This is a genomic window from Pseudomonas sp. s4, assembly GCF_046764235.1.
In the GTDB taxonomy this organism is placed as follows: domain Bacteria; phylum Pseudomonadota; class Gammaproteobacteria; order Pseudomonadales; family Pseudomonadaceae; genus Aquipseudomonas; species Aquipseudomonas asiatica.
This window is the reverse complement of sequence record NZ_CP177209.1, coordinates 1523389-1550306: the sequence shown is the minus strand read 5'-3', so window position 1 is coordinate 1550306 and position 26918 is coordinate 1523389. Positions and strand designations below refer to the sequence as shown.

General features: G+C 63.3%; 22 protein-coding genes. 5 read left to right on the top strand and 17 right to left on the bottom strand.

What is annotated here, in order from left to right; translation table 11 throughout:
• Nucleotides 1-87: 87 nt before the first annotated feature.
• From ACK56M_RS07270 to ihfB, 3 genes are all read right to left on the bottom strand, one after another.
• Entirely contained in the window at nucleotides 88-1521 is a 1434-nt protein-coding gene (locus tag ACK56M_RS07270) for an MBL fold metallo-hydrolase RNA specificity domain-containing protein (RefSeq protein ID WP_191473010.1), read from the bottom strand.
• Nucleotides 1522-1623: 102 nt separating this feature from the next.
• A complete protein-coding gene (locus ACK56M_RS07265) occupies nucleotides 1624-1887 on the bottom strand; it encodes a lipopolysaccharide assembly protein LapA domain-containing protein (RefSeq protein WP_046615541.1) in 264 nt (87 codons plus the stop codon).
• A gap of 19 nt (nucleotides 1888-1906) precedes the next feature.
• Nucleotides 1907-2206 carry an integration host factor subunit beta gene (gene ihfB, locus ACK56M_RS07260; RefSeq protein WP_013971456.1) on the bottom strand — a complete coding sequence of 100 codons (300 nt, stop codon included), beginning with the start codon at nucleotides 2204-2206 and terminating at the stop codon, nucleotides 1907-1909.
• 493 nt (nucleotides 2207-2699) lie between these two features.
• Here ihfB and ACK56M_RS07255 point away from each other — a divergent pair, with 493 nt between their 5' ends.
• On the top strand, nucleotides 2700-3155 hold the full coding sequence (locus ACK56M_RS07255; RefSeq protein ID WP_411959321.1) for an REP-associated tyrosine transposase: 456 nt from the start codon (nucleotides 2700-2702) through the stop codon (nucleotides 3153-3155).
• Nucleotides 3156-3398: 243 nt separating this feature from the next.
• Here the strand turns inward: ACK56M_RS07255 and rpsA are convergent, their stop codons facing one another.
• The 7 genes from rpsA to mtnA all read right to left on the bottom strand — a co-directional run bounded on the left by rpsA (nucleotide 3399) and on the right by mtnA (nucleotide 14957).
• Nucleotides 3399-5075 (bottom strand): 30S ribosomal protein S1, encoded by a 1677-nt coding sequence (gene rpsA, locus ACK56M_RS07250; protein ID WP_003252673.1) that lies wholly within the window; start codon nucleotides 5073-5075, stop codon nucleotides 3399-3401.
• Between the two features lie 124 nt (nucleotides 5076-5199).
• Nucleotides 5200-5886: a (d)CMP kinase gene (gene cmk, locus ACK56M_RS07245; RefSeq protein WP_003260862.1), complete on the bottom strand. Its 687-nt coding sequence runs from the start codon at nucleotides 5884-5886 to the stop codon at nucleotides 5200-5202.
• Entirely contained in the window at nucleotides 5883-8090 is a 2208-nt protein-coding gene (locus ACK56M_RS07240) for a bifunctional prephenate dehydrogenase/3-phosphoshikimate 1-carboxyvinyltransferase (RefSeq protein WP_061550862.1), read from the bottom strand. The genes cmk and ACK56M_RS07240 overlap by 4 nt, the downstream gene beginning before the upstream one ends.
• A 211-nt stretch (nucleotides 8091-8301) precedes the next feature.
• The gene (gene pheA, locus ACK56M_RS07235; RefSeq protein WP_013971453.1) at nucleotides 8302-9396 is read right to left on the bottom strand and encodes a prephenate dehydratase; all 1095 of its coding nucleotides are present in this window, start codon (nucleotides 9394-9396) and stop codon (nucleotides 8302-8304) included.
• A complete protein-coding gene (serC, locus tag ACK56M_RS07230) occupies nucleotides 9396-10481 on the bottom strand; it encodes a 3-phosphoserine/phosphohydroxythreonine transaminase (protein WP_015269304.1) in 1086 nt (361 codons plus the stop codon). Before serC ends, pheA begins: the two co-directional genes overlap by 1 nt.
• 267 nt (nucleotides 10482-10748) lie before the next feature.
• Nucleotides 10749-13514 (bottom strand): DNA gyrase subunit A, encoded by a 2766-nt coding sequence (gyrA, locus tag ACK56M_RS07225; protein WP_061550829.1) that lies wholly within the window; start codon nucleotides 13512-13514, stop codon nucleotides 10749-10751.
• Between the two features lie 366 nt (nucleotides 13515-13880).
• Complete coding sequence (gene mtnA, locus ACK56M_RS07220) at nucleotides 13881-14957, bottom strand: S-methyl-5-thioribose-1-phosphate isomerase (RefSeq protein WP_102083831.1); 1077 nt, start codon at nucleotides 14955-14957, stop codon at nucleotides 13881-13883.
• Nucleotides 14958-15068: 111 nt separating this feature from the next.
• On the opposite strand from mtnA, the gene ubiG reads away from it, so the two are divergent.
• The 3 genes from ubiG to ACK56M_RS07205 all read left to right on the top strand — a co-directional run bounded on the left by ubiG (nucleotide 15069) and on the right by ACK56M_RS07205 (nucleotide 17274).
• Nucleotides 15069-15767 carry a bifunctional 2-polyprenyl-6-hydroxyphenol methylase/3-demethylubiquinol 3-O-methyltransferase UbiG gene (ubiG, locus tag ACK56M_RS07215; protein WP_003260863.1) on the top strand — a complete coding sequence of 233 codons (699 nt, stop codon included), beginning with the start codon at nucleotides 15069-15071 and terminating at the stop codon, nucleotides 15765-15767.
• A 2-nt stretch (nucleotides 15768-15769) separates the two neighbouring features.
• Entirely contained in the window at nucleotides 15770-16441 is a 672-nt protein-coding gene (mupP, locus tag ACK56M_RS07210) for an N-acetylmuramic acid 6-phosphate phosphatase MupP (protein ID WP_411959320.1), read from the top strand.
• A 92-nt stretch (nucleotides 16442-16533) separates the two neighbouring features.
• A complete protein-coding gene (locus ACK56M_RS07205) occupies nucleotides 16534-17274 on the top strand; it encodes a YciK family oxidoreductase (RefSeq protein ID WP_102083829.1) in 741 nt (246 codons plus the stop codon).
• 121 nt (nucleotides 17275-17395) lie between these two features.
• Here ACK56M_RS07205 and ACK56M_RS07200 read toward each other — a convergent pair whose 3' ends face one another.
• From ACK56M_RS07200 to ACK56M_RS07170, 7 genes are all read right to left on the bottom strand, one after another.
• Complete coding sequence (locus ACK56M_RS07200) at nucleotides 17396-18181, bottom strand: TenA family transcriptional regulator (RefSeq protein ID WP_191471916.1); 786 nt, start codon at nucleotides 18179-18181, stop codon at nucleotides 17396-17398.
• Nucleotides 18182-18211: 30 nt separating this feature from the next.
• Nucleotides 18212-20668, bottom strand: coding sequence for an EAL domain-containing protein (locus tag ACK56M_RS07195; RefSeq protein WP_411959319.1), 2457 nt, complete (start codon nucleotides 20666-20668; stop codon nucleotides 18212-18214).
• A 238-nt stretch (nucleotides 20669-20906) separates the two neighbouring features.
• Complete coding sequence (locus ACK56M_RS07190) at nucleotides 20907-22739, bottom strand: ABC transporter ATP-binding protein (RefSeq protein ID WP_054573485.1); 1833 nt, start codon at nucleotides 22737-22739, stop codon at nucleotides 20907-20909.
• Nucleotides 22732-23364 (bottom strand): DsbA family protein, encoded by a 633-nt coding sequence (locus tag ACK56M_RS07185; RefSeq protein ID WP_015269296.1) that lies wholly within the window; start codon nucleotides 23362-23364, stop codon nucleotides 22732-22734. The genes ACK56M_RS07190 and ACK56M_RS07185 overlap by 8 nt, the downstream gene beginning before the upstream one ends.
• A 3-nt stretch (nucleotides 23365-23367) precedes the next feature.
• Entirely contained in the window at nucleotides 23368-24300 is a 933-nt protein-coding gene (locus ACK56M_RS07180) for a rhodanese-related sulfurtransferase (RefSeq protein ID WP_013971443.1), read from the bottom strand.
• 228 nt (nucleotides 24301-24528) lie between these two features.
• Nucleotides 24529-24825 (bottom strand): BolA family protein, encoded by a 297-nt coding sequence (locus tag ACK56M_RS07175; RefSeq protein WP_087501529.1) that lies wholly within the window; start codon nucleotides 24823-24825, stop codon nucleotides 24529-24531.
• A 10-nt stretch (nucleotides 24826-24835) separates the two neighbouring features.
• Nucleotides 24836-25360, bottom strand: coding sequence for a DUF2059 domain-containing protein (locus tag ACK56M_RS07170; RefSeq protein ID WP_003259051.1), 525 nt, complete (start codon nucleotides 25358-25360; stop codon nucleotides 24836-24838).
• A gap of 155 nt (nucleotides 25361-25515) precedes the next feature.
• On the opposite strand from ACK56M_RS07170, the gene ACK56M_RS07165 reads away from it, so the two are divergent.
• Nucleotides 25516-26910: a class II fumarate hydratase gene (locus tag ACK56M_RS07165; protein ID WP_015269295.1), complete on the top strand. Its 1395-nt coding sequence runs from the start codon at nucleotides 25516-25518 to the stop codon at nucleotides 26908-26910.
• The last annotated feature ends 8 nt before the right edge of the window (nucleotides 26911-26918 follow it).

Genomic DNA, 26918 nt, shown 5'->3' with positions numbered 1-26918 from the left:
TGTCGGCTCCCACTCCCACAACGATCTTCAAGCCTGAGCCTTATTAGCAAAAACAATAAAACTCAAGAAACTAGAAAAATTACCGATCTATTCGGGAATCTGGATAGTTAACGGAACCCCCAGCTCAGCATAGCGCTTAGTCAACACCTGCCGAAGTGCACTTTTTGCAGGACCCTCACCATGCACCAATACAACCTTTGCCGCCGGCTTATTATCTCCAAGCACAAAATCAATTAGCCCGCGCTGGTCAGCATGGGCCGAGTATCCATCAATAGAGATAATTTTGGCTCTAATTGGATACATACATCCATCCAAATCAATCTTTACAAACCCCTCTGCCCTTTCACTGGCCTGTATCACCGCTCCCGGTGTCCCCTTGGCCTGATACCCCACAAAGATCACCTCATGTCGCGGATCCTCCAGCATGGCCTTCAGATAATTGACGATGCGCCCACCCGAGCACATGCCATTGCCGGCAATCACGATCGCCGGCCGCCCGGTGCTCTTCAGATAATTGACCACCTGCTGGTGGCGGGCGTGGGTGTCCACGCTGATCAACTGGCTGAAACCCAACGGGTCGCGCCCTTCGGCAAGGCGCGCCTGGGCTTCGGCATTCCAGTAGTCGTGCAGTTCCCGATATACGCCGGTAATGCGCTGGGCCAGGGGTGAGTCGAGGATGATGGGCAACTGCGACCAGTCGAGCGGGTCGCCGTCGGGGGCCGGGCCGGCTTTGTTCAGCAAGGCCTTGCGATGAAGAATGCTTTCGAGTTCGTACAGCAACTCCTGGGTGCGGCCGAGGCTGAAAGCCGGAATGAGCAGCGTGCCCTGGTCAGCCAGGGCGCGGTCGATGGCCGCTTCCAGTCGCTGCTGACGGTCGCCTGCAGGCGGGTGCAGGCGGTCGCCGTAGGTGCTTTCCAGTACCAGTACATCGGCCCGTTCCGGGGGTTGCACTGGGCGCAGCAAGGGGTTGCCACAGGCGCCGAGGTCGCCGGAGAACACGTAGCGGGTGCTGGCTTGCGCGTACTGCACATCGCATTCGACATAGGCCGAACCCAGCAGATGCCCGGCGCGTTGCAGGCGAATGCGACAGGTGAGCCCTGGTTGCTCGATCAGGGTGTGCCACTGCTCGAAAGGCAGGGGCACGATCAGGTCGCGGATGAACTCCAGGTACCTCGCCACATGGGCGGGCTCACTGCTAATGCTCAGTTTGTAGGCATCTTCCAACACCAGTGGCAGCAGCCGGGCGGACGGCTCGCTGCACAGGATCGGGCCACGATAGCCCGCAGCCAGCAGTGCCGGAATGCGACCTACGTGGTCGAGATGCACATGGGTGATCACCAGGGCCTGGATACCCTGCACGTCGAAGCCCAGCGGTGCCGATGCTGCGCCTGGCGCGGCATCCGCGCCCTGCTCCAGGCCGCAGTCGATCAGCAGGCTGGTGGACGGATCGAGGTGCAGTTGATGGCAGGAGCCAGTGACGCCGCGGGTGCCACCATGATGGGAAAGGACGGGATATTCCATGCTGCGCACACTCGCCTGGGCCGAAAATGAAGTGCGTTATTACTCCATGATGGCCGGCGCAGGCATAGGTGAGACTTTCCCAAACGGATGTAAGAAATGCCCTTAGTTACCGCTCAATGCTGCCTGGCGGGCAGAAGCCTTGATCTTGCGCTTGCTGCGCTGCACGCCGTAGGCACCCAGCAGCGGACCGACTGCCAGGCCAATGACCAGGGCGGCCAGAACCAGCACGGCGACCGGCATGGCCGGGGCAGCCCAACCGAACAGGACCAACGAGACGGTTTGCTGGTTCTCCAGCACGAAGAACAGCACCACAGCCGCCAACAGCAGCACGAACACCGCCGCCAGGGCGCGCTTGAGGTTACGCATCAGATTGCTCCTTGTGGAATCAGGTGTGGGCCTCATGCTCTTCTTCATTGACCCGGTCGCGCAACTCTTTGCCGGGCTTGAAGTGCGGCACGAACTTGCCTTCGAGGCTGACCGACTGGCCGGTCTTCGGGTTGCGGCCAACGCGAGGGGCGCGATAGTGCAGCGAGAAGCTGCCAAAACCGCGGATCTCGATGCGATCGCCGGTGGCAAGGCATTGTGACATCTGCTCAAGCATGGTCTTGATGGCAAGCTCCACGTCCTTGGACGAGAGCAGCCCCTGATGGGTGACAATACGTTCGATCAGCTCCGACTTCGTCATATTTTTCCCTTCGTTATCAAGCAGCTAGATCATTGCTTAACCAGTTTGTAGCACGCTGGGAGGGATTTGAACAGGGTGGTTCTTGACTTAATAAAAAAATTCAAGATTGAAGTTTTACAGGAATGGTCTAGCTGGCGGGGGCTGGAGGCGTGCGGCCAGGGGGGTGCGGTGACGCGGAGATCGAGCGCCGCCCGCGCGGCGCATCGCGAGCTGCGCTCGCTCCTACGTTTGTTTCGGACCAGTCATTCCCGGGGGATTGCGCGCAAACGCCTTGGCGCATGTCTCGATATCGCGTGGAACAAACCAGGCGTTACCGGCCCGAGGCAAACGTAGGAGCGAGCGCAGCTTGCGATGCGCCGCGCGGGCGGCGCTCGACCTACCACACACCACAAACCTCGCGCCATCCACTTACATGCTGCAACCCTAATCCCCACCGGTATCCGCCCAACGCAACTACGCTGCGACCATACGCCCGTGCTCAAGGATGAACACAATGCTCAAACCCCACGGCCACCGGCTTCGCCATGCACGATGCTCGGTACCAGGCAGGCTTTACCTGCTGACAACCGTTACCCACCAACGCCTACCTTTGTTTCAAAACTTCCACTATGCCCGCCTGGCTATCCACAACATGCGCCACGCAGAACAGAGACAGGACTGTCATTCTCTAGCGTGGGTAGTGATGCCAGACCACGTGCATTGGATGCTCGAATTGAAAAACACGACGCTTGGCACACTGATGCAACGGTTCAAGTGCCAGTCCAGCAGAGCATTGCACAAGGCCGGAGCGAAGGCGTCGCCGATCTGGCAAGCAGGTTATTACGACAGGGCCTTGCGCCGGGACGAGGATATTATCAAGGTAGCCAGATATATCGTGGCCAATCCGATTCGGGCGGGGCTGGTTAACAGGGCCGGCGATTACCCGCATTGGGATGCGGTTTGGCTTTGAGGGGGGGGGGTGGCGGCAGAGCGGAAGGGTTTGACGGTGGAGTGTCTGCTCCTGTCAATCGAGCGTCGCCCGCGCGACGCATCGCGAGCTGCGCTCGCTCCTACGTTTGTTTCGGGCCAGTCGCGCGGGCAGCGCTCGATCTGCCAGACGCCACATAACCCACGACGAACAACACAAACCTGAATCCACGCCAAAAAAAAAGGGCGACCCGAGGGTCGCCCTTTTTTACCGATCAAACAGAACTCAGTTCTGCTTGGCCATTGCTTCGCGCAGCAGCGCAGCCATGGTGGTGTCGGCAGCCGCTTCCGGAGCGTTTTTCAGGCTCTGGATGGCTTCGCGCTCTTCAGCGTCGTCTTTCGATTTGATCGACAGGCTGATAACGCGGGACTTGCGGTCAACGCTGATGATCTTGGCTTCGATCTCTTCGCCTTCCTTCAGGACGTTACGCGCATCTTCAACGCGGTCACGGCTGATTTCGGAAGCTTTCAGAGTAGCTTCGATGTCGTCGGCCAGGGTGACGATGGCGCCTTTGGCGTCAACTTCTTTCACGATGCCCTTGACGATAGCGCCCTTGTCATTGACAGCAACGAAGTTGGAGAACGGATCGTCTTCCAGCTGCTTGATGCCCAGGGAGATGCGCTCGCGCTCTGGGTCAACCGACAGGATGACGGTTTCCAGCTCGTCGCCCTTCTTGAAACGACGTACGGCTTCTTCGCCGGTTTCGTTCCAGGAGATGTCGGACAGGTGAACCAGGCCGTCGATGCCGCCGTCCAGACCAATGAAGATACCGAAGTCGGTGATCGACTTGATGGTACCGGTGATCTTGTCACCCTTGTTGAACTGGCCGGAGAAGTCTTCCCATGGGTTGGACTTGCACTGCTTGATGCCCAGGGAGATACGACGACGCTCTTCGTCGATGTCCAGAACCATGACTTCCACTTCGTCGCCAACCTGAACGACTTTCGACGGGTGGATGTTCTTGTTGGTCCAGTCCATTTCGGAAACGTGTACCAGACCTTCAACGCCTTCTTCCAGCTCAGCGAAGCAGCCGTAGTCGGTCAGGTTGGTAACGCGAGCCTGTACGCGAGTACCTTCTGGGTAACGGGCAGTGATAGCTACCCACGGATCTTCGCCCATCTGCTTCAGACCCAGCGAAACGCGGTTGCGCTCGCGGTCGAACTTCAGAACGCGTACGTCGACTTCGTCGCCAACGTTAACGATTTCCGATGGGTGCTTGATGCGCTTCCAAGCCATGTCGGTGATGTGCAGCAGGCCGTCGATACCGCCCAGGTCCACAAAGGCGCCGTAGTCGGTGAGGTTCTTGACGATACCCTTGACCTGTTGGCCTTCCTGCAGGGTTTCCAGCAGGGCTTCGCGCTCGGCGCTGTTCTCGGCTTCCAGCACGCTGCGACGGGAAACGACAACGTTGTTGCGCTTCTGGTCCAGCTTGATGACCTTGAATTCCAGCTCTTTGCCTTCCAGGTGGGTGGTGTCGCGCACTGGGCGGACATCAACCAGGGAGCCCGGCAGGAACGCACGGATGCCGTTAACGTCGACAGTGAAGCCGCCCTTAACCTTACCGTTGATAACGCCCTTGACCACTTCTTCGGCGGCGAAAGCTGCTTCCAGAACAATCCAGCACTCGGCGCGCTTGGCTTTTTCACGGGACAGCTTGGTTTCGCCAAAGCCGTCTTCGACCGCGTCCAGCGCAACGTGAACTTCGTCACCGACCTTGATGGTCAGCTCGCCAGCTTCGTTGTAGAACTGCTCGAGCGGGATGACGCCCTCGGACTTCAGGCCAGCGTGTACGGTAACCCAGTCGCCGTCGATGTCGACAACGATACCGGTGATGATGGCACCCGGCTGAAGATTGAGGGTTTTCAGGCTTTCTTCAAAGAGTTCTGCAAAGCTTTCGCTCATTTTAATTCCTGTAGATTCGGGCGAAACAGACGCCCATAGCCACATTCCAGACAATGTGGGTTTGTTTTAAGTAAAGGAAAGCCTGCAGGACGTTGACTGGTGCCCCTGCCTGCTTTCCTGGCTATCAGAGAAGGTCGCGCAGTGCGATCTCGCTCCTGATACGTTGCAACACCTGCTCGATGGACAACTCGGTAGAGTCCAACTGAATGGCATCGACCGCTGGCTTCAGCGGGGCCACTGCACGTTGGGTGTCGCGCTCATCACGCGCACGAATCTCATCCAGCAGACTCGACAGACTAACATCTTCACCCTTGCCCTTCAACTGCAGGTAGCGGCGACGCGCCCGCTCCTCCGCGCTGGCGGTGAGGAAGACTTTCAACGGCGCGTCCGGGAACACCACGGTGCCCATGTCGCGGCCGTCGGCTATCAGGCCTGGCGCCTCGCGGAATTCGCGCTGACGCACCAACAGCGCATCACGCACGGCCGGCAGCGAAGCAACCATCGACGCACCGGCACCGACGGTTTCGGTGCGGATGACGTTGCTGACGTCCTCGCCCTCGAGGATGATCTGTTGCAGCTTACCGGGCTCGGCGGCGATGAACTGCACATCCAGATGGGCGGCAAGCTTGGTCAGCAGCTCTTCGTTGGTCAGGTCGACGCCGTGGTTGCTGGCGTTGAACGCCAGCAGACGGTACAGCGCGCCAGAGTCCAGCAACCTCCAGCCCAGTTCGCGGGCCAGCAGCCCGGCGACCGTGCCCTTGCCCGAACCGCTTGGCCCGTCGATGGTGATGACCGGCGCCAGGGCACTCACGACTTGCCCTCTTCGGCCACGCGGATGCCCACTTCGGCGCACAGCGCCAGGAAGTTGGGGAACGAGGTGGCGACGTTGGCGCAATCGTGGATGCGGATCGGCGCGCTGGCGCGCAGCGAGGCCACACTGAAGGCCATGGCGATACGGTGGTCACCGTGGCCATGCACTTCGCCGCCGCCCAACTGGCCGCCGTCGATGATGATGCCGTCCGGGGTCGGCTCGCACTTGATGCCAAGGGTGATCAGGCCGTCGGCCATGACCTGGATACGGTCGGATTCCTTCACCCGCAACTCTTCGGCACCACGCAGCACGGTACGCCCTTCGGCGCAGGCAGCGGCGACGAACAGCACCGGGAACTCGTCGATGGCCAGTGGCACCAGCTCTTCAGGGATGTCGATACCCTTCAGCTTGGCGCCGCGCACACGCAGGTCGGCCACCGGTTCGCCGCCGACTTCACGCTGGTTTTCCAGGGTGATGTCGCCGCCCATCAGGCGCAGGATGTCGATCACGCCGGTACGGGTCGGGTTGATGCCAACGTGCTCCAGCACCAGCTCGGAGCCTTCGGCGATGGACGCTGCTACCAGGAAGAACGCCGCCGAGGAGATGTCGGCCGGCACTTCGATACGGGTAGCAGTGAGCTTGCCGCCGGACTGCAGTGAGGCCACCGGGCCGTTGCTTTCGACGCTGTAGCCAAAGCCGCGCAGCATGCGCTCGGTGTGGTCACGGGTTGGTGCAGGCTCGGTGACGGTGGTCTTGCCTTCGGCGTACAGGCCGGCCAGCAGCAGGCAGGATTTGACCTGGGCACTGGCCATCGGCAGCGTGTAGGTCAGCGCCTTGAGCTTGTGGCCACCACGGATGGTCAGCGGCGGGCGGCCTTCAGGGCCAGTCTCGACCACGGCACCCATTTCGCGCAGCGGGTTGGCCACGCGGTTCATCGGGCGCTTGGAGAGCGAAGCGTCGCCGGTCATGGTCACGTCGAACGGCTGGCCGGCCAGCAGGCCCGAAAGCAGGCGCATCGAGGTACCCGAGTTGCCCACATACAGCGGCCCGGGTGGTGGCTTGAGGCCGTGCAGGCCGACACCGTGAATGGTCACGCGACCGTGGTTCGGGCCTTCGATGACCACACCCATGTCACGGAATGCCTGCAGGGTCGCCAGCGCGTCCTCACCTTCGAGGAAGCCTTCGACCTCGGTGGTGCCTTCGGCCAGCGAGCCGAGCATGATCGAGCGGTGGGAAATCGACTTGTCGCCCGGTACGCGGATTCGCCCGGACAGGCGGCCACCCGGTTGGGCCAGGAAAATCAGATCGTTGGCGTTCATAGCGTCCACATAGGCCCGGCGGGCCAGGATTTTACTGAAATGCTCGCGGGCAACGCGTGCGCGGGTGAATACACCCAGCAGCTGGTGCCCGTCCCCTTCAGCGATCGCGTCGCGCAAGGCGTCGAGATCGCTGCGATATGTATCAAGCGTGCGCAGGACAGCGTCGCGGTTGGCGAGAAAGATGTCGTGCCACATGGTCGGGTCGCTGCCGGCGATTCTCGTGAAATCGCGGAAGCCTCCCGCAGCGTACCGGAAGATTTCGAGGTTTTCATTGCGCTTGGCCAGTGAATCGACCAGGCCGAAGGCCAGCAGATGCGGCAGGTGGCTGGTGGCGGCAAGCACTTCGTCGTGGCGTTCGACCGACATGTGCTCCACATCGGCGTCCAACGCGCGCCACAGGCGGTCGACCAGCGCCAGGGCGGCCGGGTCGGTTTCGGCCAGCGGCGTGAGGATGACCTTGTGCCGGCGGAACAGGGTGGCGTTGGAAGCCTCTACCCCGCTCTGCTCGGAGCCGGCGATGGGGTGGCCGGGGACGAAGCGCGGCAAGCGCTCCCCAAAGACCGCCCGCGCCTCACGCACGACGTTGCCCTTGGCGCTGCCGACGTCGGTGATGACGGCAGCGCCAAGGTCGAGCTTGGCCAGGCGGGCCAGGACTTTTTCCATGGCCAGGATCGGCACGGCCAACTGGATGACATCGGCACCGACACAGGCGGCGGCAAGGTCTTCTTCGCAGCGATCGACCACGCCCAGGGCCACGGCCTGCTTGCGCGAGGGGGCGTCCAGGTCGACACCGACCACTTCGCGGCACAGGCCGCTTTCACGCAGGCCCTTGGCGAACGAGCCACCGATCAGGCCGAGGCCGACCACGACCAGGCGGTTGATGATTGGCGCGGGTTTGGTTGTTACTGCTTTTACCACTGGTGCGAACCCTGTTCAGAAATCTAGACAGCCTGTGAGGGCCATTGGGGCTGCCTTGCAGCCCATCGCGACACAAGGCCGCTCCTACAGGGGCCAGTACAGTTTCGAGGCCTGCACAATACCTGTAGGAGCGGCCTCGTGTCGCGATGGGCCGCGCAGCGGCCCCAACCATCTCAAATCAAAGCACCGCCTTCGGATACGAACCCAGCACCTTCAGCGCCACAGCCTCCTGGCTGATCTGCTCGAGCACCGCCTTGATCAGCGGGTCGCGGTGGTGGCCGACGAAGTCGATGAAGAACACGTAGGTCCACTTGCCGCTACGCGACGGGCGGGTCTCGATGCGAGTCAGGTCGATGCCGTTCTGGTGGAACGGTACCAGCAGCTCGTGCAAGGCACCCGGCTTGTTGCTCATCGAAACGATGATCGAGGTCTTGTCGTCGCCGGTCGGCGGCACTTCCTGGTTACCGATCATCAGGAAGCGCGTGGAGTTGTCCGGGCGGTCTTCGATCTTCTCGGCCAGGCGAGTCAACCCGTACAGGTTGGCCGCCATGTCGCCGGCGATCGCCGCCGAATTCCACTCGCCCTTGACCCGCTTGGCGGCCTCGGCATTGCTAGACACGGCCACGCGCTCCACGTTCGGGTAGTGCGCGTCCAGCCACTTGCGGCACTGGGCCAGCGACTGGGCGTGGGAGTAGATGCGGGTGATGCTGTCGGTCTTGGTGTTCTCGCCCACCAGCAGGTGGTGGTGAATGCGCAGCTCGACCTCGCCGCAAATCACCATGTCGTGCTCGAGGAAGCTGTCCAGGGTGTGGCTGACCGCGCCTTCGGTGGAGTTTTCCACCGGCACCACGCCGAAGTTGACGGCACCGGCAGCCACTTCGCGGAACACTTCGTCGATGGCCGCCATCGGCCGGCTGATCACCGCGTGGCCGAAGTGCTTCATGGCCGCAGCCTGGGTGAAGGTGCCTTCAGGGCCGAGGTAGGCGATTTTCAGCGGCTCTTCCAGGGCCAGGCACGACGACATGATTTCGCGGAACAGCCGCGCCATCTCTTCGTTGTCCAGCGGCCCCTTGTTGCGCTCCATCACGCGCTTGAGCACGGCGGCTTCACGCTCGGGGCGGTAGAACACCGGTTTTTCGCCTTCCGCCAGCGAGGCGGTCTTGACCTTGGCCACTTCCTGGGCGCACCGGGCGCGCTCGCTGATCAGCTCGAGGATCTTCTCGTCGAGGCTGTCGATGCGAACGCGCAACGCCTTCAGTTCGTGCTCGGACATCAGCCGTGCTCCTTCTCGAATTCGGCCATGTAGGCCACCAGAGCTTCGACCGCTTCAAGGCCCAGGGCGTTGTAGATGGAGGCGCGCATGCCGCCTACCGAACGGTGGCCCTTGAGGTTGAGCAGGCCACGGGCATCGGCGCCGGCGAGGAAGGCCTTGTCCAGGCGCTCGTCAGCCAGGCGGAACGGCACGTTCATCCACGAACGGGCGTTGTGGCTGATCGGGTTGGTGTAGAACTCGCTGCTGTCGATGAAGCCGTACAGGCGGTCTTTCTTGGCGCGGTTGCGCTGTTCCATGGCATCGACGCCACCCTGCTCTTTCAGCCACTCGAACACCAGGCCCGAGAGGTACCAGGAGTAGGTGGCCGGGGTGTTGTACATCGAGCCGTTGTCGGCCGATACCTTGTAGTCGAGCATGGTCGGGCAGCTGCTGCGGGCGCGGCCCAGCAGGTCTTCGCGCACGATCACCACCACCAGGCCGCTCGGGCCGATGTTCTTCTGCGCGCCGGCGTAGATCAGGCCGTACTGCGACACATCGATCGGGCGCGAGAGGATGTCGGACGACATGTCGACCACCAGTGGCACGTCACCGGTTTCCGGCACCCAGTCGAACTGCAGGCCACCAATGGTCTCGTTGGACGCATAGTGCACGTAGGCAGCGTTCTTGGTCAGCTTCCACTCGTTCTGGCCCGGGATGGCCAGGTAGTCGTAAGGCTTGGCGCTGGCGGCGACGTTGACGTTGCCGAAGCGGCGCCCTTCCTCGATGGCCTTTTTCGACCAGATGCCGGTCTCGATGTAGTCGGCGGTGCCGTTTTCCGGCAGCAGGTTCAGCGGGATTTCGGCGAACTGCTGGCTGGCGCCGCCCTGCAGGAACAGCACCTTGTAGTTGGAGGGGACGGACAGCAGGTCACGCAGGTCCTGCTCGGCCTTTTCGGCGATGGCCACGTAATCGTCGCTACGATGGCTCATTTCCATCACCGACAAGCCCTTGCCACGCCAATCCAGCATCTCGGCCTGGGCGCGCTGCAGAACAGCGTCAGGAAGCGCGGCAGGGCCTGCGCAGAAGTTAAAGGCTCGTTTGCTCACATCCACTCTCGCTCTGCCAAATGGTACAAATTCGTTTCTTGCAGGCCTCGCATCGCTCTTGTAGGAGCAGCCTTGTGCTGCGAATGGGACGCGTAGCGGCCCCGGCTATCCATGCGTTGACGCTGAAATTCCGGGGCCGCTTCGCGTCCCATTCGCAGCACAAGGCTGCTCCTACAAAAACAGCATGCCCCTTCAGGGCCAGCCATTGCCTGCTGTAATCAGTCAAACGGGGCGACCTTGGTCGCCCCGTTCGGGTTTTACGCTTGCTTACTCCTGCGGGGCCTCTTCGGCGCCAGCAGCTTCTTCGTTGTCTGGCACTTCAGCCTCGACGCCCTCTTCACCCGCCTCGATCACATCATCGAGTTCGTCCTCGGAAGGCTCCTGGATACGCTCCAGGCCCACCAGTGTCTCGTCGGTAGCCAGCTTGATCAAGGTCACGCCCTGAGTGTTGCGGCCCAGGCTGGACACCTCGCCAACGCGGGTACGCACCAGCGTGCCCTGGTCGGAGATCAGCATGATCTCCTCACCTTCCTGCACCTGGATGGCACCGATCAGCAGACCGTTGCGCCCCTTGGTGCCCATGGCGATCACACCCTGGCCACCACGGCCGCGACGCGGGAACTTGGACAGCGGAGTGCGCTTGCCGAAGCCACGCTCGGAGGCGGTGAGGATCTGCGCGCCGGATTCCGGGATCAGCATGGAAATGATCTGCTGGCCCTTGCCCAGCTTCATGCCGCGCACGCCACGGGCGTTACGGCCCATCTCGCGCACCACGCTTTCAGCGAAGCGGATCACCTTGCCGGCGTCGGAGAACATCATGACCTCCTTGGCGCCGTCGGTGATGGCCGCGGCGATCAGGGTGTCACCTTCCTTCAGCTTCAGGGCGATCAGGCCGTTGGAGCGCGGACGGGCGAACTGCACCAGCGGGGTCTTCTTCACGGTACCCGAAGCGGTGGCCATGAAGATGTAGGCGCCGGTCGGCTCGGCCACCCATTCAGGGGTGTCGCCGTCTTCCTCGTCCACTTCCTCGGCCTCGACCACTTCGCCTTCGAGCACGGTGTCTTCCGCGTCCTCCAGCTCTTCGTCGGCGTCAGCGTTCTGCTGCAGGGCCTCGAGGTCGATCTGCAGCATGGCGGTGATGCGCTCACCTTCCTCCAGCGGCAACAGGTTGACCAGCGGGCGGCCGCGGGCGGCGCGGGACGCTTCAGGGATGTCGTAGGTCTTCAGCCAGTACACCTTGCCCTTGCTGGAGAACAGCAGCAGGGTGGCATGGCTGTTGGCAACCAGCAGGTGCTCGACGTAGTCCTCGTCCTTCACCCCGGTAGCCGACTTGCCTTTGCCGCCACGGCGCTGGGCCTGGTAGGCGGACAGCGGCTGGGTCTTGGCGTAGCCGCCGTGGGAGATGGTCACCACGCGCTCTTCTTCCGGGATCATGTCGCCGTAGTTGAGGTCGTGGCGCGCATCGAGAATTTCGGTACGACGGGCATCGCCATATTCGGCGCGGATGGCTTCCAGCTCTTCGCGGATCACTTCCATCAGGCGCTCGGCGCTGCTGAGGATGCGGATCAGCTCGCCGATCTGCTCGAGGATTTCCTGGTACTCGGCCAGCAGCTTCTCGTGCTCCAGGCCGGTCAGGCGGTGCAGGCGCAGGTCGAGAATAGCCTGGGCCTGTTCCGGCGACAGGTAGTACTTGCCTTCACGCAGGCCGTACTGCTCCGGCAGGTCCTCGGGGCGGCAGGAATCGGCGCCGGCGCGCTCGACCATGACCTGCACGGCACTGGATTCCCAGGCAGTGGAGATCAGGGCTTCCTTGGCCTCGGACGGGGTCGGCGAGGCCTTGATCAGGGCGATGACCGGGTCGATGTTGGACAGCGCGACCGCCTGGCCTTCGAGGATATGGCCGCGTTCGCGGGCCTTGCGCAGCTCGAACACGGTACGGCGGGTCACCACTTCACGGCGGTGACGGACGAACGCTTCGAGCAGGTCCTTGAGGTTGAGCAGGCGCGGACGGCCGTCGACCAAGGCCACCACGTTGATACCGAATACGCTCTGCAGCTGGGTTTGCTGGTAGAGGTTGTTGAGCACCACTTCCGGCACCTCGCCGCGACGCAGCTCGATGACGATGCGCATGCCGTCCTTGTCGGACTCGTCGCGCAGCTCGGTGATGCCTTCGATCTTCTTCTCTTTGACCAGCTCGGCGATCTTTTCGATCAGACGAGCCTTGTTCAGCTGGTACGGCAGCTCGGTAACCACGATCTGCTGGCGACCACCGACCTTGTCGATATCTTCGATCTCGGAACGGGCGCGCATGTAGATGCGGCCACGGCCGGTGCGATAGGCCTCGATGATGCCCTGGCGACCATTGATCAGGCCGGCAGTCGGGAAGTCCGGGCCAGGGATGTGCTGCATCAGCTCATCGATGGTGACTTCGGGGTTGTCGATGAGTGCCAGGCAGCCATCGATGACCTCGCCGAGGTTGTGCGGCGGGATGTTGGTCGCCATGCCTACGGCAATACCGCTGGAACCGTTGACCAGCAGGTTGGGAATACGGGTCGGCATGACCGCCGGGATCTGCTCGGTGCCGTCGTAGTTGGGCACCCAGTCGACGGTCTCCTTGTGCAGGTCGGCCAGCAGCTCGTGGGCCAGCTTGGCCATGCGCACTTCGGTGTATCGCATGGCTGCGGCGTTGTCGCCGTCCACCGAACCGAAGTTGCCCTGGCCGTCGACCAGCAGGTAGCGCAGCGAGAACGGCTGGGCCATACGCACGATGGTGTCGTAGACCGCGATGTCGCCGTGCGGGTGGTACTTACCGATCACGTCACCGACCACACGGGCGGATTTCTTGTACGGCTTGTTCCAGTCGTTGCCCAGTTCGCTCATCGCATAGAGAACGCGACGATGCACGGGCTTCAAGCCGTCACGCGCATCGGGCAGCGCTCGCCCGACAATCACGCTCATCGCGTAGTCGAGGTAAGACTGTCTCAGTTCGTCTTCGATATTGACCGGGAGGATTTCTTTGGCCAGTTCGCCCATGAGAAGCCTGATTCCTTTTTCTGGTGAAACTTCGCAGCTCCATCAAGGGCCGAACGAAGCTCGCCGCCGCAGCGCATAAGGGTGCGACGACTTACGACAAATCAATGAGTTGTGCCATGGATCTGCGCAATGAAGGCCGCCGTGGTGGGCGGTCTTGGAAACTGCCGGATGTTATCACAAAGGCAGGGGCGGTGGGGAGATGTGGCAGGTGGCCTCACACAAGGGTAAATCTGGATTTTTTATAGCCTGTGCCGGCCTCTTCGCGGGTAAACCCGCTCCCACAGGTACACCACCGCCCTCAGGCCTTGTGCTATCCCTGTGGGAGCGGGTTTACCCGCGAAGAGGCCGGCACAGGCACTACGAATATCAGTGCAGCCGCTTGCGGCAGATCAATTGCGCCAGCTTGGCGGCATCCGGCCGCTCGACGATGCCGCGCTCGGTCACGATCACGTCGATCAGGTCGGCAGGGGTCACGTCGAATACCGGGTTGAACACCTCGACATCCGGCGCCACGCGGGTGCCGCCAATGTCCAGCAACTCGTCGGCAGCGCGCTCTTCCAGCGGGATGTCCTCGCCCGTGGCCAGGTTCAGGTCGATGCTGGTGCTCGGCGCCACCACCATGAACCGTACGCCGTGATGCATGGCGCTGACCGCCAGCTGATAGGTGCCGATCTTGCTGGCCACATCGCCGTTGGCGGCGATGCAGTCCGCGCCCACCACCACCCAGGTGATGCCCTTGCTCTTCATCAGGTGGGCCAGCGCCGAGTCGGCGCACAGGGTCACCGGGATGCCTTCGTTGGCCAGTTCCCAGGCGGTCAGGCGCGAGCCATGCAGCCAGGGGCGGGTCTCGCCGGCGTATACACGCTCGACCATGCCCTCCAGGTAACCGGCACGGATCACCCCCAGCGCGGTACCGAAACCACCACAGGCCAGAGCACCGGCGTTGCCATAGGTGAGCAGGATCTGGGCGTTGCCCTGGTGGCGGCGGATCAGCTCGATACCGTGCTGGGCCATGGTCAGGTTGGCCTCGCGATCGCTCTCGTGGATGGCCACCGCCTCGGCCTCCAGTGCAGCCAGCACGTCTTCCTCCGGACGCAGGCGCTGCAGGCGCTCACGCATGCGGTTCAGCGCCCAGAACAGGTTGGCGGCGGTAGGGCGCGCTTCAGCCAGGACAAGGAAGTCTTCCTCCAGGTCCATTTCCCAGTCGCCGCCCTCGGCCAGCCGCTCTTCCAGGGCCAGCACCAGGCCATAGGCCGCGGCAATGCCGATGGCCGAGGCGCCGCGCACGGCCATGTCGCGGATCGCCGCTGCTACCTGCGCGACATTGTCGCAGGCCAGCCAGCACTCTTCCGACGGCAGCAGGCGCTGGTCGAGCAGGTGCAGGACGCCGCCCTGCCAGCGGATCCCGGTCACCTTCTCCGCCGCCAAAAGTCGCTCGCGCATCGCCTCTCCCCGTCGTTCGGATATCAAAAGCCGGCGATTATAGCGACCCTCGGGGCCGAGCGCTCGGGTATACTCCGGCGCAATTTTGCGAAGTTTCAGAGGACTGTTCTAATGAGCAACGTCGACCGCGCCGAAATCGCCAAGTTCGAAGCGCTGGCCCACCGCTGGTGGGACCGCGAAAGCGAGTTCAAGCCGCTGCACGAAATCAACCCGCTGCGCGTCAACTGGATCGACGAGCGCGTCAGCCTCGCCGGCAAGAAGGTGCTGGACGTGGGTTGCGGCGGCGGCATCCTCAGCGAGGCGATGGCCCTGCGCGGCGCCACGGTCACCGGCATCGACATGGGCGAGGCGCCACTGGCGGTGGCCCAGCTGCACCAGCTGGAGTCGGGCGTGCAGGTGGAATACCGGCAGATCACCGCCGAAGCCCTGGCCGAGGAAATGCCCGAACAGTTCGACGTGGTCACCTGCCTGGAAATGCTCGAGCACGTGCCCGACCCGTCTTCGGTCATCCGCGCCTGCTACCGCATGGTCAAGCCTGGCGGCCAGGTGTTCTTCTCCACCATCAACCGCAACCCCAAGGCCTACCTGCTGGCCATCGTCGGCGCCGAGTACATCCTGAAGATGCTGCCGCGCGGCACCCACGACTTCAAGAAGTTCATCCGCCCGTCCGAGCTGGGCGCCTGGAGCCGCGTTGCCGGCCTGCAGGTGAAAGACATCATCGGCCTGACCTACAACCCACTGACCAAGCACTACAAGCTCAGCAGCGACGTCGACGTCAACTACATGGTCCAGACCCTGCGCGAGGAATAAACATGAGTTTGCGAGCAGTACTCTTCGACATGGACGGCACCTTGCTCGACACGGCGCCGGACTTCATCGCCATCTGCCAGGCCATGCTCGCCGAGCGCGGCCTGCCGGCCGTCGATGACAAGCTGATCCGCGACGTGATCTCCGGCGGCGCCCGGGCGATGGTCGCCGCAACCTTCGCCATCAGCCCGGAGGCCGAGGGCTTCGAAGCCCTGCGCCTTGAGTTCCTCGAGCGCTACCAGCGTGACTGCGCGGTGCACAGCAAGCTGTTCGACGGCATGGCCGAGCTGTTGGCCGACATCGAGAAAGGCAACCTGCTGTGGGGTGTGGTCACCAACAAGCCGGTGCGCTTCGCCGAGCCGATCATGCAGCAACTGGGCCTGGCCGAGCGTTCGGCGCTGCTCATCTGCCCGGACCACGTCAAGAACAGCAAGCCCGACCCCGAGCCGCTGATCCTCGCCTGCAAGACCCTCGGCCTGGACCCGGCCAGCGTACTGTTCGTCGGCGACGACCTGCGCGACATCGAGTCTGGCCGCGACGCCGGCACTCGCACGGCAGCGGTGCGCTACGGCTATATTCATCCAGAGGACAACCCCAACAACTGGGGCGCCGATGTGGTGGTGGACCACCCGCTGGAACTGCGCAAGGTGATCGACAGCGCGCTGTGCGACTGCTGAACCCCGTCTAGACCGCGGCACAGCCCCTGTGGGAGCGGGTTCACCCGCTCCCACAGGGGCTGTGCCGCGCCAACGAACTCGAAGGACCTACCATGTTCGACTACACCGCCCGCCCCGACCTGCTGCAAGGCCGGGTCATCCTGGTTACCGGTGCCGGCCGCGGCATCGGCGCCGCTGCCGCCAAGGCCTACGCGGCGCTGGGCGCTACCGTGCTGCTGCTGGGCAAGACCGAGGCCAACCTCAACGAGATCTACGACCAGATCGAAGCCGCCGGGCACCCGCAACCGGTGGTGATCCCGTTCAATCTGGAAACCGCCCTGCCCCACCAGTACGACGAACTGGCGGTAATGATCGAAGACCAGTTCGGCCGCCTCGACGGCCTGCTGAACAACGCTTCGATCATCGGCCCGCGTACGCCGCTGGAGCAGCTGTCGGGTGACAACTTCATGCGCGTGATGCACATCAACGTCAATGCCACCTTCATGCTCACCAGCACCCTGCTGCCGCTGCTGAAGCTGTCGGAAGACGCTTCGGTGGTGTTCACCAGCAGCAGCGTCGGGCGCAAGGGCCGGGCCTACTGGGGCGCCTATGGCGTGTCCAAGTTCGCCACCGAGGGCCTGATGCAAACCCTGGCCGATGAACTGGAAGGCGTGGCACCAGTGCGCTCCAACAGCATCAACCCCGGTGCCACGCGCACGGCGATGCGGGCACAAGCCTACCCTAGCGAAAACCCGCAGAACAACCCGCTGCCGGAAGAGATCATGCCGGTATACCTGTACCTGATGGGGCCGGACAGCAAAGGGGTGAATGGGCAGGCGTTCAACGCCCAGTAAGGCTTGGAATTGCCGGGGCTGCTTTGCAGCCCATCGCGGCACAAGGCCGCTCCTACATGGGTATGCGATCCCCTGTAGGAGCGGCCTTGTGTCGCGATGGGCCGCATGGCGGCCCCCGGGCCTACCCCGCTGCCAACACCGGGCGCATGCGCCCTTGCTGGCGCCCTTCCAGCTGCATGCACCGTTCCAGGAACAGGTACATGCAGTCGTAGCTCTTGCAAATCGCCTTGCGCAGTTCATTGCGCAGCCCCAGGGTCGGGTTCTCGCCAGCCAGCGTACAGATGATCTCCAGCGCCTCCCACGGGTGCGCGTCGTCATACTGGGCATGCATCTTCAGCCACTTCATCGCCCGCTTGCGCTGGTCCTCCGGGAAGCCCAGCGCATAGGTGTCGGTGGAGCACACCACCGCCGACCATTCACCGGTCGCACCTTCGATGGCGTAGTTGGTCGCCGCCATGGAAATGGCCAGGTTCTCGGTGGCGCACACGCGCCAGCACCAGTCGTTCAGGCCGTTCAGTTCAGGCGGCACTTCCTGGGCCTGCAGCTCGTGCAGGTGCACGCCATGCGCCTGGCACCAGTTCACCCAATAGTCGGCGTGGTTGAGCTCGACACGGATGTTGCGCATCAGCCAGCGCCGCGCCATGTCTTCGCCCTGGTGCCGGCCATAGCGGGTCTTGGTCAGGTTGTGGGCCATGTACAGCGAGAACTGCTCCACCACCGGCCAGCCACCGATCAGGTACTGGCGAATGGTCGATTGCTTCAACTGGCCATCGCGCAGGCGCGCGTAGAACTCATGCTCGACTACCCGGCGCTTGCTCTCGCGGCAGTCTTCAATCAGTTGCTGGGCCCATTGGGGGTAGCTGGCGGGATCCATCAAAGGCCCGATACGAACGAATGCGTCAAACACTTTCAGCTCCTTGATCCTTGTGATTTCTAGCTAGCGAAACGTGCCAGGTGCCCGCTGCAACAGAGGCCGGGCGGCGATCCGTTGGCGCTGCAGACTGTCACAGGTGAACACCTGAGGGCGTTCGATGAGGTAGCCCTGGGCATAATCCACGCCGATTTCCTGCAAGGCCTGCTCGATCAAGGGTGTTTCGACGAATTCGGCAATGGTGCGCTTGCCCATTACGTGACCGATGTGGTTGATGACCTCGACCATGGCCCGGTTGACCGGGTCGTCGAGCATGTCCTTGACGAAACTCCCGTCGATCTTCAGGTAATCCACGGGCAAATGCTTGAGATAGGCGAACGACGACATGCCGGCGCAGAAATCGTCGAGCGAGAAGCGACAACCCAGCCCCTTCAACTCGTTGATGAAACGGATGGCGCTGCCAAGGTTGGCTATGGCGCTGGTTTCGGTGATTTCGAAACAGATCATCCGTGGCGGAATGGCGTATTCGACGAACAGGCGTTGCAAGTATTCGAGGAACTTGTCATCGCCAATGCTCGACCCCGACAGGTTGATCGCGCAGATCGACAGCGGCCCCTCGCGCCCTTCGTCCAGGCACTGGCGGATGACCAGAAACACATTGCGCACCACCCAGCGGTCCAGCGCGGTCATCAGGCCGTAGCGCTCGGCCGCCGGGATGAAACTGCTGGGCAGGATGGTACGCCCGCTTTCGTCGTGCAGGCGCAGCAGGATCTCGATATGGCCGGGGCCTTCGAAGGTTTTCAGCGGGGCGATTTCCTGGGCGTACAGACAGAAGCGGTTTTCTTCCAGGGCCACGTGCAAGCGCTGGATCCAGGCCATTTCACCAAAGCGCATGGACAGCTCGCTGTCGTCGGCATGGTACACCTGCACGCGGTTGCGGCCCTGTTCCTTGGCCATGTAGCAAGCCATGTCGGCGGCGCGCAGCGAGGTTTCGAGGGTGCCGGGGGACTGGGCCATGTGCACCAGGCCGACACTGACGGTGGTGACGAACGGCCGCCCTTTCCACACGAAATGCAGGCTCTGCACCAGCTGGCGCAGCTGCTCGGCAATGCGCTCGGCCTGGTCGGGCGGGCAGTTTTCCAGCAGCACGCCAAATTCGTCACCACCCAGCCGGGCCAGGGTATCGCCCTCGCGCAGGCCGGACTGCAGCACGGCGCAGATGTGCCGCAGCAGCTCGTCGCCGGCGGCATGCCCGCAGGTATCGTTGACCAGCTTGAACTGGTCGAGGTCCAGGAACATCAGCGAATGCCGCCCGGCCTGGCGCGCCAGGTCATTGAGCGCCTGCTCCAGGCGGTATTCGAACTCGCGGCGGTTGGCCAGGCCGGTCAGGGCGTCATGGGTCGCCTGCCAGGACAGGTTGGCGATGTACTGGCGCTCCTGGGTCATGTCGTGCAGCACCAGCACGATACCGCTGACCTGGCCGTCATTGACGATCGGCGAGCCGACCAGGTTGACCGACACAGTACTGCCGTCCAGGCGCTGGATCAGCCGGGCATGCTCGGCGCCACCCTTGAGGCTGCCGCTGAGCACCTGCTCGACCAGGCTGCGGCCGTCTTCCTCGGCCTGCTCGTCCACCAGGCTGAACAGCGCCGACAACGGCAGGCCCTGGGCTTGGCCGGCCTGCCAGTGGGTCAGTTGTTCGGCGGCCGGGTTCATGTAGCCGATACTGCCCTCCACATCGGTGGTAATCACCGCATCGCCAATGGCCTGCAGGGTAATCTGCGCCCGCTCCTTTTCTTCTTGCAGGGCGCTGGCAAAGGCCTGGCGCTGGGCCAGCAGCTTGCTGGAGCGGCGCCAGGCAATGGCAATCAGGAACATCGCGGTCAGCAGGTTGGTGATAAGCAGCACCCGCAGCAGCATGCGCGAGCCTTCGCCCAAGGCATCGCTGAACGCCTTGGCGGCCGGGGTTACCCCTTCGTTGATGGTGACGATGCGCGCCTTCCAGTCGCTTATTGTGCGGGCGTCGACCGAGCCAGCGGCGAAGCTGCTGCGCATTTCCACGGCCAGCATATCCAGCTTGCCCAGGTAGTCGTCGCCGATGTCCCAGTAGTCGATGGCCGTCTGCATGTAGCTTACGTTGCGAAAGTTACGGTAGAACCAGATGATCCGCTCGACATCGTCGGGGTGGTTACCGCCTTGCAGCACGGCCTGGCGTGCGGCATCCAGGTCGGGGCTGGGCTGGTCCATCACTTCGCGCAGTTGGTGGTCGCCCTGGGGCACGGTGATGGCCTGGCGATAGCGCTGATAGGTGCTGTCGTCGCGGGTTTCGGCGTACAGGTTGAGGTAGTAGATGGCGTCTTTCTGCGCCTTGGACCACAGGCTTTCGCCCGCGACGTAGGCACGCACGGCCGAGAGCGTATAAAGGCTCAGGCTGCCCAAGGCTACCTGGAAGACCACAACGGCGATGAAGGGCCAGGTGATGCCGAGCAACTTTGGCGCTTCTAGAGTGCGATGTCCCTTCATGGAGTCCCTGTCACAGAGCAGATAAGGCGCAAATCAACCCAGACAAAGCACAGCGTAGGCCATTTGCCATCCTCGCGGTTGGGTTTTTTATGACAGGAAACCCGGGGGTTTTCGCACGGCCTTCCCGGCCCTATCGCCGGCAAGCCAGCTCCCACAGGTACCCCACAACGCTCAGGCCTGTGGTAATCCTGTGGGAGCTGGCTTGCCGGCGATAGGGCCCGCACAGGCAGCCACAAATTCAGCTCTGCTGCAGGTGCCCGTAAAGCTTGGCATACAACCCACCCTCGGCAATCAGCTGCTGGTGGTCGCCATCCTCGGCCACATGCCCGCCGTCGAACACCAGCACCCGGTCGGCCTGTTTCACCGCCGACAGGCGGTGGGCGATGATCAGTGTGGTGCGGCCGCTGAGGAAGCGCGCCAGGGCTTGGTGCAGGTTGTATTCGGTGGCGGCATCCAGGGCCGAGGTGGCTTCGTCGAGGATCACCACCTTGGGTTCGGCCAGCACCATGCGGGCAATGGCCAGGCGCTGGCGCTGGCCACCGGACAAGCGCACGCCGGAGCGCCCCACCACACTGTCCAGGCCCTGCGGCAAGGCGGCGATGGTGGCGTCCAGCTGGGCGATGCGCAGTGCCTGCCAGCAGGCCTCGTCGCTGCAGTCACGGCCCATGGTCAGGTTGGCGCGCACGGTGTCGTTGAACAGCGAAGGGTGCTGCAACACCACCGCGACGTTTTCACGCAGGGTTTCCAGGCCGATTTCCTGCAGGCTGGCACCGCCAAAGCGGATGGTGCCGGCCTGGGCGCTGTAAAGCCCCAGCAACAGCTGCACCAGGGTGCTCTTGCCGCCACCGCTGGCGCCGACTATCGCCACCTTCTCGCCCGGGGCGATGGACAGGTCGAGGTGCTCGAGCACCGGCTCGTCGGCATAGGCAAAGCGCAGGTCGCGTACTTCGATACCTACCGTCTCGCGGCCGGCGAACGGGTTGCTGGCCGCCGGGTACTGCGGCTCGTCGGCACGTGCCAGCAGCTCGTTGAGGCGGCTCAATGCGCCGCCGGCGGCGTAGTAGGCGTATTGCAGGTTGAGCAGTTGCTCCACCGGGCCGATCATGAACCACAGGTAGCTGAATACCGCCAGCATCTGGCCGATCGACAGGTCGGAGAACAGCACGGTGAGCATGGCCGCGGCACGGAAGATATCGATGCCGAACTGGAACAGCAGGCCACTGGCGCGGCCGCTGGCATCGCTCTTCCACTGCGAGTCCACGGCATAGTCCCGCACTTCGCGGGCGCGCAGGCCAAGGCGACCGAGGAAGTAGCCCTGGCGGTTACCGGCGCGAATTTCCTGAATGGCGTCGAGGGTTTCCGCCAGCGCCTGGGTAAAGCGTGCGGTGCTGTCGTTCTCGAGCTTTTTCAGGTGCTTGACGCGCTTGCCCAACTGCACGGTGAAATAGATCACCAGCGGGTTGAACAGCAATATCAGCATGGCCAGCTGCCAGTGCATCCAGATCAGGATGGCCGCCGTGCCGGTCAGGGTCAGCATGGCCACCAGGAAGCGGCTCAGGGTTTCGCCGACGAACTTGTCGAGGGTGTCCAGGTCGGTGACCAGGTGGGTGGTCACCGTGCCGCTGCCCAGGCTTTCGTACTCCTTCAGCGAGATGCGCTTGAGCCGCTCGATCAGGCGAATGCGTAGGCGGTAGACGATGTCCTTGGCCAGGCCGGCGAACAGCTTGGCCTGGATCACGTTGAACGCCAGGGCGGCCAGGCGCAGGCACAGGGTCAGCAGCAACATCAGGCCGATGTAGCCCGCGGCCACCTGCCAGCTGGATGGCAGCAGGTGATTCATCCACTTCAGCGCGGCATCGCCATGGCCCAGCAGCACTTCGTCCACCAGCAGCGGCAGCAACAGCGGGATGGGCACGCTGCAGCAGGCCGCCAATACGGCGATGAAGTTGGCGGACCAGAGGTTTTTCTTGTGATGCAGGGCCAGGCGGCGGATTTCCGCCCAGCTCAGTCGATCGGCCGCAGTGTGAGGCTTGCCCGGCACCGGGTCGGGTGACCCAGGCACATCAAGCACAGGCGGCCTGCTGCAGCCAGCGGCCGAGCAAGGGTTGCAGGCGCTCCAGCGGCTGATAGCCGTTGGTCAGCAGGGCCAGTTGGCCATTGCGTTCGGCCAGCAAGGTCGGGAAACCGGCGATGCCCAGGTCCTGGGCCCAGCTGAAATCGGCTGCGGTGGCGGCGCGGGTGTCGGCACAGGCGAAGGCCTCGGCGAACACGGTGCGGTCGAAGCCTGCCTGTTCGGCCAGGTCGACCAGATGCGGCGCAATGGTGACGTCCACGCCCTGCTCGTAGAACGAACGCTGGATCAGCGCCAGCAGCGGCCAGACGCGTTCGGCGTCCAGCTCGCGGGCGGTGACCAGGGCACGGCAGGCCGGCTCGGTGTCGTAGACGAAGCCGTCGGGCATGGCCCCCTCGAAGCGGAACGGCTGGCCGGTGGCGTCGGCCACCGCCTGCCAGTGTTCAAGGATGTACTTGCGGGTAGAGCTGTCCAGGGCACTGCCGCCGGTACGCAGCCCGCCTGGCACCAGGCGGGTGGGCACGCCTGCGTCACGCGCCTGGGCGATCAGGGCCGCTGCCACGGGTGCGAAACCCCAGCACCAGGAGCACATCGGGTCCATCACATAGATCAGGCGTGCAGACATGCATCAAGCCTCGGCTTTGTAGTTGTAACCGATCGGGTGCGGCAGGTTGCGGGCCTTGGCCAGCTCGATCTGCTTCTGCCGGTCGATGGCGCTACGCCGGGTCTTCTCGCTCAGGGTGTCCCAGCAGTGCGGGCAGCTGACCCCTGGCGAATAGTGCTCGGACGCGCGCTCCTCTGCGTTGATCGGGTGGCGGCAGGCGTGGCACTGGTCGTACTCGCCTTCGCTCAGGTCATGGCGCACCGTGACGCGGTTGTCGAAGACGAAGCAGTCGCCGTCCCACAGGCTTTCTTCCTGAGGCACTTCCTCGAAGTATTTCAGGATGCCGCCCTTAAGATGATAGACCTCCTCGAAGCCTTCACCGAGCATGTAGCTGGAGGCTTTTTCGCAACGGATACCGCCGGTGCAGAACATGGCAACCTTCTTGTGCTTGCTGGGGTCGAAGTTGGCCTTGATGTAGTCGGGGAACTCGCGGAAGGTTTCGGTCTTCGGGTCGATGGCGCCCTTGAAGGTGCCGATGGCCACTTCGTAGTCGTTGCGGGTGTCGATCAGCAGCACTTCCGGGTCGCTGATCAGCGCGTTCCAGTCCTTGGGCTCGACGTAGGTGCCGACCGCCTGGTTCGGGTCCACGCCCGGTACGCCGAGGGTTACGATCTCTTTCTTGAGCTTGACCTTGGTGCGGTAGAACGGCTGTTCGTCGCAGTACGACTCCTTGTGGTCGACATCGGCCAGGCGCGGATCGTTGCGCAGCCAGGCCAGCAGGCCGTCGATGCCTTCGCGGGTGGCCGACACGGTGCCGTTGATGCCCTCGTGGGCCAGCAGCAGGGTGCCTTTGACGTTGTTGTCGAGCATGGTCTTGAGCAGCGGCTCGCGCAGCTCGACGTAGTCTTCCAGGGTGACGAACTTGTACAGCGCCGCGACGACGATGGGTTGGGACATGAAGCAGGTTCTCCAGGTGGTTGCCCTCGTAAGGGGCGGACCGGGTTTGACAGTGTGACAAAAAAGCAGGGGGCGCTTTGCGCCCCATTCGCGGCACAAGGCCGCTCCCACAGGGGAATGCACCAGCCGACGGGCTGCGCTATCCCTGTAGGAGCGGCCTTGTGCCGCGAATGGGCCGCAAAGCGGCCCCCGGAATGCTGCGGATTCTACCAGAACAACAGCAAGGTTTCAGTGCCCGCCGCCCGCACACACCGGCGAGGCCGGTGCAACGCCGACCTTGGCCCACTCTTCGGCGGTGTAGGTGTGGATGGCCAGGGCATGGATCTGCCCCATCAGCTCACCCATGGTGGCGTACACCTTCTGGTGGCGCTTGACGCTGTTCAACCCGGCAAACTGCTCGCTGACGATCACTGCCTTGTAGTGGGTCTCCTGACCACGACTGTGCATGTGGCTTTCATTGAGCACTTGCAGGTGTTGCGGCGCCAGGGCGGCCAACTGCTGTTCGATACGCTGTTGCATGGTCATCGCGGCGTACTCACTTCTTCGCCGGGGCGGCGGCCTTGCCAGCGTTCGGGTCCAGTTCCTTGGTCATGTCGTCCAGCAGCTTGTTCACCACCGGTACCGCTGGCTCCAGGCTCTGCTGGGTCAGCTGGGCCGACTGCTGGGTGACCTTGGGCATTTCGCGCAGCACTTTCTTGCCCAGCGGCGATTCGTAGAACTTGACCAGGTCCTTGAGCTCCTGCTCGGTGAAGGTCTGGGTGTACAGGTCGACCATCTTCGGCTTCAGCTTGTTCCAGCCGATGGCGTTGTCCAGCGCGGCGTTGGCCTTGGCCTGGTAGCTTTCCAGCACCGGCTGCTTGGTGGCCGGGGCCTTGGTCTGGGCGAAACGTTGGGCGAACATCTGCTGGACCTGCATGTACACCGGGGTGCCCAGCTTGTCGGCGTTGGCCAGGGTCAGGAATTTCTCGGCAGCAGCGTTGTGGCTGGCGGTGGCAGCGAGTACCTGGCCGCTGGCGCAAGCCAGGGCAACGGCGGCACAAAGGACACGGAGACGGGTCATTGCATTTCCTTCAGAAGAGAGGGAGGCGGGTACCTCAGAGTAGAGCATTCTGCGCCGTGGTGGCGATGTGCTCAAGTGGCACGACGAGCGACTGAACCGCTCGGTCGAATCAGGGCCTAAACTGCGATTTCGAACTACAAGGGAGTGAGTACAGAATGAGCCGTATCGAGACAGACAGCCTGGGCCCGGTCGAAGTTCCTGAGGACGCCTACTGGGGTGCGCAGACCCAGCGTTCGCTGATCAACTTCGCCATTGGCAAGGAACGCATGCCCATCGCGGTGCTGCATGCCCTGGCGCTGATCAAGAAGGCCGCGGCACGCGTCAACGACCGTAACGGCGACTTGCCGGCCGACATCGCCCGGCTGATCGAACAGGCCGCCGACGAAGTGCTGGACGGCGAGCATGACGACCAGTTCCCGCTGGTGGTCTGGCAGACCGGCAGCGGCACCCAGAGCAACATGAACGTGAACGAAGTGATCGCCGGGCGGGCCAATGAGCTGGCCGGCAACGGCCGTGGCGGCAAGGCGCCCGTACACCCCAACGACCACGTCAACCGCTCGCAGAGCTCCAACGACTGCTTCCCCACCGCCATGCATATCGCTGCGGCGCAGGCGGTGCACGACAAGCTGCTGCCGGCCATTGCAGAGCTGTCCTCGGGGCTGGCCGAGCTGTCGGCACGCCACCACAAGCTGGTAAAGACCGGTCGCACGCACATGATGGACGCCACGCCGATCACCTTCGGCCAGGAGGTATCGGCCTTCGTCGCCCAACTCGACTACGCCCAGCGTGCCATCCGCGCCACCCTGCCGGCAGTGTGCGAGCTGGCTCAGGGCGGCACTGCCGTGGGCACCGGGCTCAACGCCCCGCACGGTTTTGCCGAAGCCATCGCCGCCGAGCTGGCGGCGCTGTCCGGCTTGCCGTTCGTCACTGCGCCGAACAAGTTCGCTGCCCTCGCCGGCCACGAGCCACTGACCAGCCTGGCCGGCGCCCTGAAGACCCTGGCCGTGGCCCTGATGAAAATCGCCAATGACCTGCGCCTGCTGGGTTCCGGCCCGCGCGCCGGGTTGGCCGAGGTACGCCTGCCGGCCAACGAGCCGGGCAGCTCGATCATGCCAGGCAAGGTCAACCCTACCCAGTGCGAGGCGCTGTCGATGCTGGCCTGTCAGGTGCTGGGCAACGACGCGGCGATCGGCTTTGCCGCCAGCCAGGGGCATTTGCAACTGAACGTGTTCAAGCCGGTGATCATCCACAACTTGCTGCAGTCGATCGAATTGCTGGCTGACGGCTGCCGCAACTTCCAGCAGCACTGCGTGGCGGGCATCGAGCCGGATGCCGAGCAGATGGCGGCGCACCTGGAACGGGGGCTGATGCTGGTGACGGCGTTGAACCCGCATATTGGCTATGACAAGGCAGCGGAAATTGCCAAGAAGGCCTATGGCGAAGGCAAGACCTTGCGCGAGGCGGCACTGGAATTGAAGTACCTGACCAATGAGCAGTTCGACCAGTGGGTGAGGCCGGAGAACATGCTGGCTCCGGGGGGCAAAGGCTGACAGCTCAG

Bases quoted from the DNA above. Each gene is read 5' to 3' on its own strand.
- ACK56M_RS07195 (WP_411959319.1), bottom strand. From the start codon at position 20,668: ATGAAGGGACATCGCACTCTAGAAGCGCCAAAGTTGCTCGGCATCACC.
- ACK56M_RS07165 (WP_015269295.1), top strand. From the start codon at position 25,516: ATGAGCCGTATCGAGACAGACAGCCTGGGCCCGGTCGAAGTTCCTGAG.
- ACK56M_RS07175 (WP_087501529.1), bottom strand. From the start codon at position 24,825: ATGACCATGCAACAGCGTATCGAACAGCAGTTGGCCGCCCTGGCGCCG.
- pheA (WP_013971453.1), bottom strand. From the start codon at position 9,396: ATGTCCGAGCACGAACTGAAGGCGTTGCGCGTTCGCATCGACAGCCTC.
- mtnA (WP_102083831.1), bottom strand. From the start codon at position 14,957: ATGCGCGAGCGACTTTTGGCGGCGGAGAAGGTGACCGGGATCCGCTGG.
- ACK56M_RS07205 (WP_102083829.1), top strand. From the start codon at position 16,534: ATGTTCGACTACACCGCCCGCCCCGACCTGCTGCAAGGCCGGGTCATC.
- gyrA (WP_061550829.1), bottom strand. From the start codon at position 13,514: ATGGGCGAACTGGCCAAAGAAATCCTCCCGGTCAATATCGAAGACGAA.
- ACK56M_RS07180 (WP_013971443.1), bottom strand. From the start codon at position 24,300: ATGTCCCAACCCATCGTCGTCGCGGCGCTGTACAAGTTCGTCACCCTG.
- ubiG (WP_003260863.1), top strand. From the start codon at position 15,069: ATGAGCAACGTCGACCGCGCCGAAATCGCCAAGTTCGAAGCGCTGGCC.
- ACK56M_RS07255 (WP_411959321.1), top strand. From the start codon at position 2,700: ATGCTCAAACCCCACGGCCACCGGCTTCGCCATGCACGATGCTCGGTA.
- rpsA (WP_003252673.1), bottom strand. From the start codon at position 5,075: ATGAGCGAAAGCTTTGCAGAACTCTTTGAAGAAAGCCTGAAAACCCTC.
- ihfB (WP_013971456.1), bottom strand. From the start codon at position 2,206: ATGACGAAGTCGGAGCTGATCGAACGTATTGTCACCCATCAGGGGCTG.
- ACK56M_RS07185 (WP_015269296.1), bottom strand. From the start codon at position 23,364: ATGTCTGCACGCCTGATCTATGTGATGGACCCGATGTGCTCCTGGTGC.
- ACK56M_RS07270 (WP_191473010.1), bottom strand. From the start codon at position 1,521: ATGGAATATCCCGTCCTTTCCCATCATGGTGGCACCCGCGGCGTCACT.
- ACK56M_RS07170 (WP_003259051.1), bottom strand. From the start codon at position 25,360: ATGACCCGTCTCCGTGTCCTTTGTGCCGCCGTTGCCCTGGCTTGCGCC.
- ACK56M_RS07265 (WP_046615541.1), bottom strand. From the start codon at position 1,887: ATGCGTAACCTCAAGCGCGCCCTGGCGGCGGTGTTCGTGCTGCTGTTG.
- mupP (WP_411959320.1), top strand. From the start codon at position 15,770: ATGAGTTTGCGAGCAGTACTCTTCGACATGGACGGCACCTTGCTCGAC.